The organism is Melioribacter sulfuriphilus, from assembly GCF_051488685.1.
In the GTDB taxonomy this organism is placed as follows: Bacteria; Bacteroidota; Ignavibacteria; order Ignavibacteriales; family Melioribacteraceae; genus Melioribacter.
Genome location: NZ_JBPSEH010000001.1, coordinates 171,345 through 186,495, shown reverse-complemented (window position 1 = coordinate 186,495; position 15,151 = coordinate 171,345). Strand labels below are relative to the sequence as shown.

5 protein-coding genes are annotated in these 15,151 nt (G+C 38.9%); 4 read left to right on the top strand and 1 reads right to left on the bottom strand.

Annotated features, from left to right (window positions below; all coding sequences use genetic code 11):
* Positions 1-1,064 precede the first annotated feature (1,064 nt).
* The 3 genes from ACSSV9_RS00810 (at position 1,065) to ACSSV9_RS00800 (ending at position 12,337) form a co-directional block, all read left to right on the top strand.
* Positions 1,065-7,244 carry a FlgD immunoglobulin-like domain containing protein gene (locus ACSSV9_RS00810; RefSeq protein WP_437345336.1) on the top strand — a complete coding sequence of 2,060 codons (6,180 nt, stop codon included), beginning with the start codon at positions 1,065-1,067 and terminating at the stop codon, positions 7,242-7,244.
* 103 nt (positions 7,245-7,347) lie between these two features.
* Complete coding sequence (locus ACSSV9_RS00805) at positions 7,348-9,060, top strand: putative Ig domain-containing protein (protein WP_437345335.1); 1,713 nt, start codon at positions 7,348-7,350, stop codon at positions 9,058-9,060.
* Between the two features lie 1,000 nt (positions 9,061-10,060).
* Positions 10,061-12,337, top strand: a complete 2,277-nt coding sequence (locus ACSSV9_RS00800; protein WP_437345334.1) for a cohesin domain-containing protein — start codon at positions 10,061-10,063, stop codon at positions 12,335-12,337.
* A gap of 618 nt (positions 12,338-12,955) precedes the next feature.
* On the opposite strand, the gene ACSSV9_RS00795 is transcribed toward ACSSV9_RS00800, so the two are convergent.
* Positions 12,956-13,096 (bottom strand): hypothetical protein, encoded by a 141-nt coding sequence (locus ACSSV9_RS00795; RefSeq protein ID WP_437345333.1) that lies wholly within the window; start codon positions 13,094-13,096, stop codon positions 12,956-12,958.
* Between the two features lie 198 nt (positions 13,097-13,294).
* Between ACSSV9_RS00795 and ACSSV9_RS00790 the strand changes: the two genes are divergently transcribed.
* The gene (locus tag ACSSV9_RS00790; RefSeq protein ID WP_437345332.1) at positions 13,295-14,902 is read left to right on the top strand and encodes a putative Ig domain-containing protein; all 1,608 of its coding nucleotides are present in this window, start codon (positions 13,295-13,297) and stop codon (positions 14,900-14,902) included.
* The last annotated feature ends 249 nt before the right edge of the window (positions 14,903-15,151 follow it).

Below are 15,151 nucleotides of genomic sequence, written 5' to 3'. Positions count from 1 at the left end.
GAGCGAAGCGAACGAAGCAACCTCTGAAGAATCTTAAAAATCCTCTTTTACAAAAGCGGTTGCTTCGACAAGCTCAGCAACCGCAAATTTTCAAGCTCGTCGAGTAGCACGAAGTGCGTATCGAAACGAGCTCGGAGTGTTTGCTTCGACAAGCTCAGCAACCGCAGACTTCTAAGCTCGTTGAGTAGAACGAAGTTCGTATCGAAACGAGCTCAGGCGGTCGTTTCGATATGTTCTTCTATCGAAGAAAACTCAACGACCGCAGGATGCAGCCGCTCGTCGAAGTAGTACGTAGTGCGTATCGAGACGAGCCCGGAGTGTTTGCTTCGGCAAGCTCAGCAACCGCAAATTTTCAAGCTCGTCGAGTAGCACGAAGTGCGTATCGAGACGAGCTCGGGCGGTCGTTTCGATATGTTCTTCTATCGAAGAAAACTCAACGACCGCAGGATGCAGCCGCTCGTCGAAGTAGTACGTAGTGCGTATCGAGACGAGCCCGGAGTGTTTGCTTCGACAAGCTCAGAAACCATCTTAAACTCTATTACAACCTTGAACCAAGAACCTTGAACTACGAACATTGAACCAAGAACATTGAACCTTGAACCACGAACAAAGAACATTTTTTAATTGACAAGACTGATACAAATTTATATCTTATACCCCGATAATGAAAAATTATTTAAAAAAGAGTTGACAAGTACGAGGGATTCTGATATTTTAAACCAAAACTCTATATAAGTTTTGATAACTTATTGTAAAACAAAGAGTAAATCTTTTACGGAAGGGAAAGATTAGGCTCTTTGGTGTTTTGATTTTAAAAGCGCTGTATAAAACTAAATTTGATTTTCTTAAGCAAAGAAATAGAATATGAACAAAACAACAAACAAAATTATTAACAAACAAAGCAAGGAGGTAAATGCTGATGAGAAAACCAATACCTACTTAGGGCGCGAGTTTCAATTCGAAGGTTATCCTTCTGAACAAAGTTTGTTTGCGTGCAAAAACAATCTTTTAATCAAGTCATTCTTTTATTGTTAAATATTTCTCAACCAATTAGGGAGAAAAAAATGAATTTTAGAAACATCATTAACAAATTAGGTCTCCTACTTGTGTTGCTTACGTTTGCCGCCACTACGGCATTTGCTCAAAATACATACTACGTAAGTAATACAAATGGTAATGACATTACGGGGAATGGTTCTTCAACAACCCCGTATCAAACCATTGCGAAAGCGTTAAGTGTAGCTGCCGACGGGGACTTTATACGAATTGATGCAGATACTTATAATGAAGCAAATGTTAATGTAACAAAAGCAGTTCATTTTGTTGCTCAAACATTTAACGCATTAAATACTGTTACAATTACCAATGGTATGACAATTAATCCTGGCTCAGGTAAAAATGTTTATCTTGGTACTACTGCAGACGGAAGCCAGAAATTTAATCTTGGAACAGGTGCTAATGCTCTAGTTCTTACGAGCGGTACCTTGAATATAACTGGTGCTAATGTTATCATAGGCAGCGGTGGTACGATTACAAGGTCAGCTGGTGCAATTACTGAAACACCGACAACTACAAACGTAAATGTTACTTATACTTCTACTTCTAATACAGTTGCAGGGCCAGAATTGCCTTCGAATTTGGGAACAGGTACTTTGACAGTTAACTTAGGCGCTGCAGCTACTACATTAACAGTTAATGGAAATTTAGCCCTTTCTTCAGGACAAATAATTGTTACTCAGGGATCGCCTACATTTAATGGTACGGTTTCGTTTACAAGTGATGCAACTGGTACTGATGCTATTGTAAATAATGGTGCTGGTACTGTAACATTTGCAGTTCAATTGCTTGGCGCGGAAGTTACAAGTGGTGCTCCTACGCCTATTAGGACAATCAATAATGTTTCTACTGGGAAAATTGTTTTAACGGGTGGTGTCGGTACGACAGGATTTGATTTCGGACTTACAAACGGCTCAACAGGTACAATTGAAGTAGGTGCTGGAACTTATTCGGGTCCGATTAACAACAATGCTGGCGGTACAATAAATCTTCTTACTTCAGCAACATTCTCTAATGCAACAGTTAGCAATAATAACGCAGCTTCAGTTATTAAGCTGAATGGATACCAATTAACGCTTTCGGGTACCACAACTCTAACTAATGCTGGAAATATTATTTCCTCCGCCGCATCTACAGTTGGCTCCGGTATGTTAAATATAAGTGGTACTGTAACTGCTAATGGTGGAGGTGAACTACCAAATGTTACGATTGCATCAGGTGGTAAGCTCACATTAGGCGCTAATACTTCTGTTTATGGCTCGTTAACTTTGGCTTCAAATGTCGCTGGTGCTTTGACTGATAATGGTAATACATTAACAATTTATGGCAGTCAATTTAATAGAACAGATAATACACCTAATAACGTAGCTGCAACTGGTACATTAGTGTTTGCGGGAAATTTAACCCAGTCATTTAACCCCGGTGCTTCGCTTGTGTTGAATAATTTAACGGTAAATAAAGGCGCTAGCACTGTTGTTTCTTTAGCTGCTTCTATCGCAGTAGCAGGTAACCTTACTATTACCAACGGAACGTTAGATGTAGGTAACTACAATCTTAATTTGACTGGTGCAAGTGTATTTGATAATAGCGGTAATGCATATTCTACTACAGGTGTAGGCTATGTTGCTTTTATTGGTGCAAGCGGAACGGTGCAGGGTACTGGTACATTTGGAAATATACTGGTTAATCTGTCAAATGCAGCTAATAAAGTTGCTACAGGTTCCTCAGTAACTATTTCAGGTATTTTATATATAAATCAAGGTGATTTTGATATAGCTGCTGCAGGTCATACGGTTACATTTAATAATGCTTTGGTTGCTAATCCGACAGTTAAAATAAATACAACAACAGCAAACAGTGCTGCTTTAACTAATACGGGTGGTGGCACTTTAACATATTCAACAAATGTTAATCTGTATTACTTTGGTGCTGACGATTATACTGCGGGTCCGGAATGGTCAGGCACACCAACCAAGATTAACGACGTTACAATAGCTGTAGCTAGTGGAAAAACTGTTACAGGTCACAATGGTGCTTCTACCATTAATGGTACACTGACTGTTAATAGCGGTACTACACTTGCACAGGGTGCTAATACATATACTTTGGCAGGTGATGGCAAGACACACTCTGTAAAAGGTACTGTTAGCGGTGGTACTCTGGAAGTAACAGGAAATGGTTCCTCAGTTAATGGCTCAACGGCATCAGGTGATGCAGCTACAGTTAACAATCTTACTTTTGAACCTGCTGCAAATAGTGCAACATTTACATCCAGCGATCTCAAATCGATTGCTAATTTAACTTTACAAGGAACTAGTACAAAAACTGGTGCTGTAGCCACTGTAACAATGAATTCAACTAACTCTACGTTGAGTGGAAATCTTGTAGTCGGTAATGCTACTGTAGGTCCTACAGCAAGCGTTACAATTGCTGGAGGTACAACATCCACATTTAGTGGTAACCTAACTCTTACAAATGGTACATTGACGCTCACACGCGGAGGTGCAAGCACAGTTATTGGTGGAACAGTTACATTAACAGCTGGAACACTTACTTTGGGCTCTAATGTCCAGGTTACGGGAGCGACTACTCAGGTTGCAGGTAATATTAATGCCGGTGGATTTAAATATATTCAATTAGGTTCTGCTGCCTCACCTGATTATAATAGAACAGGTACTGGTACATTCACAAATGGTACTCTCGAACTTAATTCAACTGCTGCAGCAATTGACTTGACCCCCGGTGCTTCATTTACAGTTCCGAATTTAAGCTCTGTTGGTACTGCAAACGGTGTTACTATTAATGCTGGTATGACAGTATCAAATTCTCTTTTAATCGACAATGCTGCAACATTTGCTCAAACAGGAACGTTAACCGTAACCGGTAATAGTGTAACTGTTGAATCTGACGCAGGTGCATTCACCACCGGTGCTTTGGAACTTAAAGGTAACGCAGCAAATGTATTGCTAAAACAAAATTATACAATTCCTACGTTAACAATTAATAGTACTGGTACAGTACAGGTAAACTCCGATAATTCTACTGCAAAAACATTAACGGTAAGCACTGCATTTACAAATACTGCAGGTACTTTAGCAATGGGTATTAATCATCTTGTAGTAAACGGTACATTCACATTTACTGCTGGTGCTATTACCCAGACCACAGGTATGCTTACCTGGTCGAATGCTGGTGTAACAATTCCTTCTTCTGGATTCTCAATTGATAATTTAACAGTAAATATCGCTGTAAATACTGGAGCAAATAAATTTACTGTCAATAAGAATTTAGTCCTCAAGGCAGCTCTTACAACTACCAATGATAACGACCTTACTTTAGGTGACGGTATATTAATAGAAAGACAGGCAAATGCTGCAACATTGGCTAAATTACCTGCTTTTGGAGCAAATACAGATGTTAAATATACTACATATACAGGTGGAGCAGATATAGTGACAGGTAAAGAATTGCCTGCAACAGTAAGAAATTTAACTATAGCAAGCAGTGATGCAACCGCTAACAATGCTGACGGCTTCGAAGTAATATTAAACGCAAATGTAACAGTTGCTGGGACATTAAGCCTTAATGACAAACTTGATGCGGTTACTAATAATAAAACTGTTACTATGGCCGATGGTTCTACATTAGAACTTAAAATCAATGGCACAGTAGCCCTCGATAAAGACCTTGTTAAAGCAGGTTCGATGGCTCTGATATACAACGGTGCTACTGCAACCTCAACTCGTGAATTAGGAGCAGTTACAAGCGGTTCGTATGCTCCGTATGCAGGTAATGTTACATTTAAATCAAATGTGACGCTCGACAACAAGATTACGTTGAATGGTGATTTAACATTTGACGGCGGTAATTTCGATATAAATGGTAAAGATGTTAATATAGGTGGAAATGTTACCCAAACATCTAACGGTGGTATATTTACTGCTACTACTGCCGCATTCCTTAACTTTACAGGTGCAAATAACACAACTTTAGCACTTAATGGAACATGGGCTGTGCCGGGTAACATTAAATTCAGAATGAACAAGAGCAGTAACGAAGCTACTTTAACATTTAGTGGTGGTGACCTGGATTTCACAGCTTCTGTTCTCTATTTCCAGAACGGTGTACTGGTAACAGGTAGCAAGAATGTTATCTTGAGACATGACGACAATGGTTCACAACCAACTCAAGGATTCGATAGAAGTGGTGTAACGGGAACAAATGCAAGCCACGTCGTTGGTAATGTTAAGAAATTAATTGATGCTACCGGTACTGTTCATGGTGGCACTCCAGCAATAGCTCTTACAAGAGTAGAATTCCCTGTTGGTACTGCTCCGTCTTCTACACCATATTATAAGCCGTTGGCTTTCCAATTTACAAGTATACCCACTTCTAACTTTACTTTAACAGTTTCAGAAGCAGAAGTTAGTCCTAAGGGTACTAACGGCTTCCCGATAACTAGTGGTAACTTAACTATTACAAATTATCCTGATTTTTACTGGTTAGTAAAATCTGATTTAACTTTGCAACCATCCGTTACTTATGATATAGAAGCAAGAGCAGAAGGATATACTGAATTTCAGACTGATGGTATTCAAAATATAAGATTTGTTAGAAGATTTGATGGCAATGTTAATAACCAGTGGATTGCACAGGGTGGAACAAGCTATGATAACTACACAGATGGAACAACTCCAGTAGTTATAGTAAGAAATGCAACTGGTGCTATCTCAACAGTAGGTGCAATATTTACTTACAGCCAATTAAATAAAGCTCCAAAGATTGTTGCATCTTCTAATAACATTGCAGTCAATGAAGGTGATACTGTAAGTGTTACTTGGACAGTAACGGATCCTGACATTGGACAAACACCAAGCGCAGCTATAGTTCAGAAACCTGCTGCAGCAGTCTACAATGCATCAGCTAAATCACTAACATGGATTACCGGTTATACAGATGCAGGAAGCCATACTATTATTCTTTCTGCTACTGACGGTACACTGACAACATATGATACTGTTGCAGTTACGGTTGCAAATGTTAACCGTGGTCCTAAATTTACAGAAAGTGGTGCTGTAGTTCTTGCTGATACAACAATCAAAAGCAGTGAAACCTTATCGTTCACTTATAATGCAGTTGATGTTGACGGCGACCCGGTTACATATACCTTGCTGCCAATAACTCCTGCATTTAGCGGTACAGCAACAATTTCTTCTACACTTGGTACCCTTACATTCTCACCAGTCTTTGCCGATGCAAGTAAGACCTTTACAGTTTCGGTAGTTGCTACAGATGGTACTGCAAGCGACACAACTACCGCTATGGTAACAGTTGATTATCCAGTTGAAAAAGGTGATGTTGGTGGCGACGGTAATATAGCTTCTGACGATGCATCTGTTATTTTGAAATACGTTGTTGGACTCGATACATTAGATGCTCAGGGTATGTACGCTGCAGATGTTAACAATGACGGTGTCATCGGTGCATATGATGCAGCCTGGATACTCTACTATGTTGTTAATGGTGAATTCCCAACTGCAAAAGTTAGCGCAGCAATGGGTACAGTTGAATTTGGTAAAGCTGTAAATGAAGAAGGCGTGCTTTCAATACCAGTTACATTGATGAAGGCTCAAGGTATCCTTTCAGTATCTGCAGAAATTGAACTTGGCAATCAAGTTGAGTTCAAGAATGTAACACCGAGACTGCCAGAAGGCTGGGTAATGTTCTCCAACTTTGAAAATGGTGTTCTCAAGTTAGCTCTTGCAGGTACAACCCCATTAACAGACGGCGATGTTGCTCTTATTGGCGTTGCACTCAAAGACAAAGAATCAGCAGTTAATCTTACAGCTTCAGCAAAACTGAACGACCAGATTGGCGGACAGATGTCTGTTAAAGTTAAGGAAATACCAACAGAATTTACTGTAAGCCAGAACTATCCGAACCCATTCAACCCGACTACTAACATCAAATACGGTATCCCGCAGGATGCAAAAGTAAGTCTGGTTATCTACAACATGCTCGGACAGGTAGTTAAAACTCTGGTTGATCAAGAACAGGAAGCTGGTTATTATACAGTAAGATGGGATGGTACAAACGACTTCGGTAGCAAAGTATCTTCCGGTATCTATATCTATAGAATTACTGCCGGCAAGTACACTTCTACCATGAAGATGAATCTCTTGAAGTAATTGCGCTTTCAAAAAGAGGAGTGGCTAAAACCACTCCTCTAATATTAAAATGAAAGTTTGTTTTGTGTGTTAAAATAATGTTGAAAATAAAATGAGGTAATAAATGAGAAGTTTCAAAATAAGCGTTGTAAAGTTTCTGACTATTCTAGCAGCAATGCTTATGTTAGGAACGAGTACGTTTGCACAGGTTACTGTAACTCTACCGAATGTCGGTGGTTCGACCGGTGTTGTAAAAAATGGCGCAATTACAGTTGGCAATTTAACCGGATTAGGTATTCTTTCTTTTGAGTTTACTCTTTCATACGATAAAGATGTTGTTTATATAACCGGTGTAGATCAAGCTAATACATTGGTAGAAGGTATTGGCTCAATTCAAGTTAATGCCGACACAGCAAACGGAAAGTTAACCGTGGCATTTGCAAATGGTTCTGCTTTAGAAGGTCAGGGAACTTTACTTAACTTAGTATTCAAATTTAGAAATGCAGGCACAACTACACTTGATTTTGGCGGCACATTTAAATTTAATGCCGGAACTCCTGCGGTTAGTGTTGTAGCAGGTCAGGCAAAAACTGCTGCTGTCCTGATTCAAGGTGGTTCTGTTACTGCAACAGCCGGCGATCAAATTAAGATACCGGTGCTTACTACTGAAATAACTGATGCACAAAATGTATTATCATATGACTTTACTGCAACATTCGATAAAAATGTAATTAATATTACAGGTTTCGAACTCGCCGGTACAATGAGCGAAGGTGGTAGTGCTTCTATTAATGCTGGAAATGGAACTGTTACATTTGCCTTTGCAAGTGGTAATAAATTAACCGGTAGTGGAACGCTGGTTTACCTTGTTGGTACAGCAGTTGCAGAAGGGACAACAGAAGTTGAATTTACTTCGTTCAAATTCAATACAGGTAACATCCCTGTAGTTGCCGACCCAGCAGTTGTAGCTGTTGCAGAAGCAAATGTGGCACCAACACTTACAGTAAATCCAGCTGGACCATTTACAGTTAACGAAGGCCAAACACTTTCATTCCAGTTAGTAGGCGCCGATGCCAATACTGGCGATGTATTGACATATTCTGGCACAAGTCTTCCATCAGGAGCTTCAGTAAATGCTACAACTGGAGTCTTTACTTGGAATGTTAATTACGAACAGGCTGGAAATTATACCCTTTCATTTTCTGTAAAAGATAAGGCTGGTTTAACTGCTACTACGTCTGTTTCGGTTACAGTTAACAATGTTAACAGAGCTCCAGTCTTTACAGCTGAAATTCCGGATAATGAAATAATTCCAGTTCATAATGTTCCGGTTGCTTATGAATTTATTTACAAAGCAGAAGATCCAGATGGCGACGCTGTTCAATTTAGAATTGTAAGCGGTCCTGGAGAAATTTCTGCTAATGGAGAATATTCGTGGGCTCCAACGCCTTCACAAGCTGGAAAATCCTATGTTTTGATGGTTGAAGCATCTGATGGTAATTTAACAGCAGTCTCAACAAAAACTATTAAGGTTAGCGACACTGTAACTGGAATAGAAGAAGATGGTATTCCAAGAGATTTTAAACTCTTACAGAATTTCCCAAATCCATTTAACCCAACAACAACAATAAAATATGCTGTGCCAAAAGAAGCACATGTTAAGTTGACTGTCTACAATGTGCTTGGCCAGGAAATTGCTGTTCTCGTAAATGGATTGAAATCGGCTGGATACCATACTGTTAATTTTGATGCTTCGAATCTAAATACAGGAATGTATATCTATAAACTCGAGGCAGGTGACTTTACATCAGTTAAAAAGATGATTTTGATGAAGTAGGAATTAGTGATTAGGAAATAGATATAAGGATGAGAAGTTTATTAAAGCCCCTGAATAAGGGGCTTTTTTATTTAATAAAAGACGTTGGGATTTACTTCAAAGTCGGCTTTAATCATGTATAGTTGCTGAGTTTGTCGAAAAAATCGCTAGGATGCTCGTCTCGATACGCACTTCGTGCTACTCGACGAGCTTAGAAATTTGCGGTTGCTGAGCTTGCCGAAGCAACCGTTTTAGTGAAGATTAATTTTTAAGATTATTTAGAGTTTGCTTCGCTCGTTTCACTCACTCGCAAAGACGATAGACTATTGTAACTATAGTTTGCTTCGCTCACTCCGTTCGCTCGTAAAGACTTGATGGCTCATTCTGTCATTGCGAATCCGACGTTTGAGGAATTAAGCAATCGCATTGACGCTCGTTTCGATACAAACTTCGTTCTACTCAACGAGCGAATGTATCCTGCGGTCGTTGAGTGTTCTTCGAAAGAAGAACCTATCGAAGCGACCGCCAATGCTCGTCTCGATACGCACTTAGTATTACTCGACGAGCTTGAAAATCTGCGGTTGCTGAGCCTGTCGAAGCAACCGTTTACGTGAATGTGAATTTTTAGGATTCTTCAGAGTTTGCTTCGCTCGTTTTACTCGCTCGCAAAGACGATAGACTATCGTAAATATAGTTTGCTTCGCTCACTCCGTTCGCTCGCAAAGACAGGTCAGTAAATGTTATTACGAGGAATCGCCACGCCTTTACTGGGGGAATGACGAAGTAATCTTAAGAAGCATTTGTTTGAGTTTGATTCGTTCGCTTTGCTCACTCGTAAAGAATATTGTCTTATTAGTTATAAGAAATAAATAAAATAAAAAAACATTTTCGTATGAAAAAAATAGATTGCATTACACAAAATACTTAGGTAAATTTGATAAAAATTTTGTAACAATAATTAATTAAACGATAAAGTAGGGCAAAAGTTTGAAATAAATATTAATTATTTTTTGGAGGTACCATGAAAAAAATCGTACAGATAATTTTTATGATTTTAATTTTTTCAGGAGTTACTAGTAAAATAAGTGCGCAGGATCATGCATATGCAAGATGGAAATGTATTGAGCCCGACAGTCAAAAAGTGTCAGAGTTAGTTGGTCATATAATTGCATTTCCTGAAACTGGAACACCAATATTCAGAGTAAGAAGCTATTCAGGAACATCTGCAGGACCTTTAGGAAACAATCAAAGATGGTGGCCTCATGATGGTAGCAATGCAATATCTTGGGGTAATGAAACTGGTCCCAATTCTGGACGATATGTTCAATTTGCAGTAACACCCGAAGACGGCTATTATTTTCAGGCCGACACACTTTCACTTTATCTTGGCGGTGGCGGCACAGACCACATTAGAGCAAATATTGTTATCGATGTTTCTTCTGCATTTAATAACCCAGTGCAGTTAAACGATACTACATTGTATCTCGTAAAAAACGCAGTTGCACTTTATGAATATAAGTTAAATAAACTTGTCAAATATGGGGACACGCTTTTTGTAAGGATTTATCCCTGGTACGACAGCTCGCCATCAACATCAAAATATCTTTATGTACAAGATGTAAGAATAATAGGAACTTCAATTGACGAAACAAGCACAGGAGCTCCTGTTAATGTTTCATTACCTGTTGTATCGGGAACTCCTGGTTCAGAAAAAGTAGCTGCAATTACTGTTGATAATTTAACAGGAAAGAACATTACAGCAATTCAGTTTATGTTGAATTATGACAAAAATGTGGTTACGATTTCGAGCGCCGATGCTTCAGGAACATTATTAGAAGGTGTAGGAGTACTGGAAGTCAATCCGGATACTGCCAACGGTAAACTTATTGTTGCCTGGGCTGGTTATCCTGCATTAAGTGGATCGGACGATTTATTAAAATTGAATTTTAAATTTAAGAATGCGGGCACTTCAACGCTGAGTACCGGAAACTCCTTTATAATAAACGGCGGTACGCCTGCTGCAATTGTTCAAGATGGTATGGCAAAAGCTGCTTCAATTTTAGTTCAGGGTGGTTCTGTTAGCGCAGTAGCTGGCGACGAAATTATGATCCCTGTATTGGTTACTGAACTAACATCTGAACAAGGTATATTATCTTACGATTTTACTGCAACTTATGACCCATCAATAATTAATATTACAGGTTATGAATTAGCTGGAACTCTAAGCGAAGGAGGTAGCGCATCAATAAACGCCACCACATCTGGTAGCGTTAACTTTGCTTTTGCAAGTGGTAACAATTTAACAGGCAGCGGTACTCTTTTGTATTTAACCGGGAAGGCAGTTTCTGAAGGAGTTACAAATATTGAATTTACTGCCTTTAAATTTAATACAGGTAAACCAATGGTTATAGCAGACCCGGCTATGGTTGCAGTTGCAGAAGCCAATGTTGCACCTACTTTAAGTTTGGATCCAGCAGGACCTTATGAAGTAAATGAAAATGAAACGCTTACAATACAATTGGTTGGTAGCGATCAAAATTCTGAAGATATTTTGACTTATTCGGCAGAAAATTTACCTGCAGGTGCAGGAGTTAATGCTGAAACGGGTCTCTTTACATGGAAACCTTCTTATGAGCAAGCAGGCACTTATACAATTAAATTCAAAGTGACAGACCAGGGTGGCTTGTTGGCAGCAGTTGATGCTGTTGTAACAGTTGTAAATATTAATCGCGCACCTGTATTTACTGCTGAAATTCCAGACAATGAATTGATCCCGGTTCATAATGTCCCTGTTGAATATCAATTTCAATATGAGGCAGAAGATCCCGATGGTGATCCTGTAACATTTAAAAAAATTAGTGGTCCAGGTGCCATTTCGATTGATGGAAATTTTAGCTGGACTCCAACTCCAGATCAAGCAGGTAAATCGTATGTGCTTATGATTGAAGTTTCAGACGGCAAATTGACAGCTGTATCAAATAAAGTTATTAAAGTAAGCGATGTTGTAACAGGAGTTGAAGAAGAAGGAGTTCCGACAGAATTTAAGTTACTACAGAATTTCCCCAATCCTTTTAACCCAACAACAGTTATTAAATATGGATTGCCAAAAGAAGCTCATGTGCGTTTAACTGTTTATAATGTACTGGGTCAGGAAATAACGACGCTTGTTAATAAAAACCAGACAGCAGGTTATCACAGAGTTTCTTTCGACGCAACTGATTTGAATGCTGGAATTTATATTTACAAACTCGAAGCAGGCGATTATGTTTCAATTAAGAAAATGATTTTAGTGAAGTAGAAATTAGAATTTAGGGATAAGGGATTAGGTATTAGGGAATAGATAAAAGGATTGGAAGTTTATTAAAGCCCCTGAATAAGGGGCTTTTTTATTTTATAAAAAGCGTTGGGATTTACTTCAAAATCTGTTTAAAATCATGTATGGTTGCTGAGCCTGTCGAAAAAATCGCTAGGATGCTCGTCTCGATACGCACTTCGTTCTACTCGACGAGCTTGAAAATATGTGGTTGCTGAGCTTGTCGAAGCAACCGCTTTTGAAAAATAGAATTTTTCGGATTCTTTAGAGTTTGCTTCGCTCGTTTCACTCGCTCGCAAAGACAGGTGACTCATTATATCATTGCAAGTCCTGACTTTGGAGCGACGAAGCAATCGCCTCTGTGCTCGTTTCGATACGAACTTCGTTCTACTCAACGAGCGTAGAAATCTGCGGTTGCTGAGCTTGTCGAAGCAACCGCTTTTGAAAAATAGAATTTTTCGGATTCTTTAGAGTTTGCTTCGCTCGTTTCACTCGCTCGCAAAGACAGGTGACTCATTATATCATTGCAAGTCCTGACTTTGGAGCGACGAAGCAATCGCCTCTGTGCTCGTTTCGATACGAACTTCGTTCTACTCAACGAGCTTAGAAATCTGCGGTTGCTGAGCTTGTCGAAGCAACCGCTTTTGAAAAATAGAATTTTTCGGATTCTTTAGAGTTTGCTTCGTTCGCTTCGCTCACTCGCAAAGACGAAAGACTATCGTAAATATAGTTTGCTTCGCTCACTCCGTTTACTCGCAAAGATAAGTCAGTAAGAAAACAATAACTGCATAAGTAATGAGGGGCAGAGAGTAACTTGATTTAATCGGGCTATCTATGAAGACTAATGTGCTTAAAGTCAAAATGTGTATAAAATCTTTTTGATAAAACTTAAATTTTACTTTATATTTAGCTCGATTAAAAACAATTATGAAGGGCTCCATAATGAAAAAGAATATGTTAGTTTCATTAATAGTAATTTTTGCATTCTCTTCATTTTCTTTGGCTCAGGTAACAATATCATTGCCAAATGCAGTTGGTTCACCTGGGACGGAGGTACTTTTTCCCATTACAGTGAGTGATTTAACGGGACAGGACGTAACATCGTTTCAATTCCAAATCAATTATAATAACGATCCTGCTTATATAACTGGAATTAGTACAACGGGCACAAAAGTATCGGGTAATAGTCCTACGATAAAAGTTGATACTTCAAAGGGCTATTTAAGAGTTGCCTGGGCGAGTTCGTCACCATTATCAGGTGATGGTGTATTGCTTAATATTAAAATTAAATTTAAGACGAGTGGAACTACCCCTCTGGAATTTGGTGATATAGTTTATGATAATGGTAATATAAACCCGAAATCTTTTGGACCTTCTTCTCTTACTGTAAATTGGGTTAATGGATCGGCAACGGTAAGTACAGTGAATAACCCTCCTGTATTTGACCCTGTTGAAGATAAAACAGTAAATGAAGGAGAAGCTTTAATTTTTACGGTAAACGCCACTGACGCAGAAGGTGACCCGATAACCTATTCCGCTGATAAATTGCCTGCAGGAGCTTCTTTCGATGTAAATACAAAGACTTTTACATGGACGCCCGGCTTTAACCAGGCAGGAACGTATGAAGTGGATTTTATTGCAAACGATGGTCACTCTTCTTCTGTAATAACAGTAAATATTTTAGTTAACAATGTTAACGTTCCTCCAACTCTTAATTTGAATACAACCAGTCCCGTGACTATCGACGAGGGGGAAACATTTGAATTGCAGCTTACAGCCACAGATCCGGATTCAGGTGAAACATTTCGCTTTTTTTCTTTAGGTACTTTGCCACAGGGTGCAGAACTGACTGCCGATGGTTTATTTACATGGACACCATCATTTAACCAGGCAGGAACATATACTATTAAGTTTGCCGTAATGGATGGGCACAATGCTCAGGATTCAAAGGACTTAATGATTATTGTAAATGATGCAAACCAACCCCCGGTATTTACAAAAACATTGGACGGGAAGATAGTAACAGTGCATAATGTACCGGTTGAGTTTTCTTTTCAATATGAAGCTACTGACCCCGAAGGTGATCCGATAACTTATGCAGCTCTTCAGGTTCCTGACGGCGCTGGCATAACCGCCACTGGATTATTTACATGGACTCCCACGCAAGATCAGGCTAACAAGACTTTTACAATCATTGTTGTAGCTTTCGATACTCACACATTTGTTAACGATACATCTGTGGTTACAACAAGTCCTGTCGTTTCGGTTAATGAAAACGAACTTCCTTCTGAGTTTGCTTTGCATCAAAACTACCCAAATCCGTTTAATCCTATTACAATAATTAGTTATCAACTTCCTGAAGCATCGTTTGTCAACCTTAAGGTTTACGATCTGCTGGGCAACGAAATAGAAACACTCGTTAATAATTTCCAACAGGCAGGTTTTTACAATTTGCCATTTAATGCTTCTAAGCTAACATCCGGGATTTATTTATATAAATTGACTACAGATAAATTCACTTATGTCAAACAAATGATGTTAGTAAAATAAGCAATTTGTTCTTTGTAATTCTTTTTTGGGTTCTCGTTTAAAATTAGTTCGCTAATTGACGTTCAGGCTCTATTAAATATGAAAAGAAGTTAGTGAGTAGATGCGTAAGAATAACAGCTATTATTTGCTAATGAGCGAAATGTTTATCGTAGTTAACCACGGTAATCAAGTCTAATGAATCCTTAAATTTTTTTATATGATGGCGGTCGTTTCGATATGTTCTTTTATCAAAGAACACTCAACGACCGC

Excerpts from the sequence above, each read along its gene's own strand:
- ACSSV9_RS00805 (WP_437345335.1), top strand. The coding sequence starts at position 7,348 with ATGAGAAGTTTCAAAATAAGCGTTGTAAAGTTTCTGACTATTCTAGCA.
- ACSSV9_RS00800 (WP_437345334.1), top strand. The coding sequence starts at position 10,061 with ATGAAAAAAATCGTACAGATAATTTTTATGATTTTAATTTTTTCAGGA.
- ACSSV9_RS00810 (WP_437345336.1), top strand. The coding sequence starts at position 1,065 with ATGAATTTTAGAAACATCATTAACAAATTAGGTCTCCTACTTGTGTTG.
- ACSSV9_RS00790 (WP_437345332.1), top strand. The coding sequence starts at position 13,295 with ATGAAAAAGAATATGTTAGTTTCATTAATAGTAATTTTTGCATTCTCT.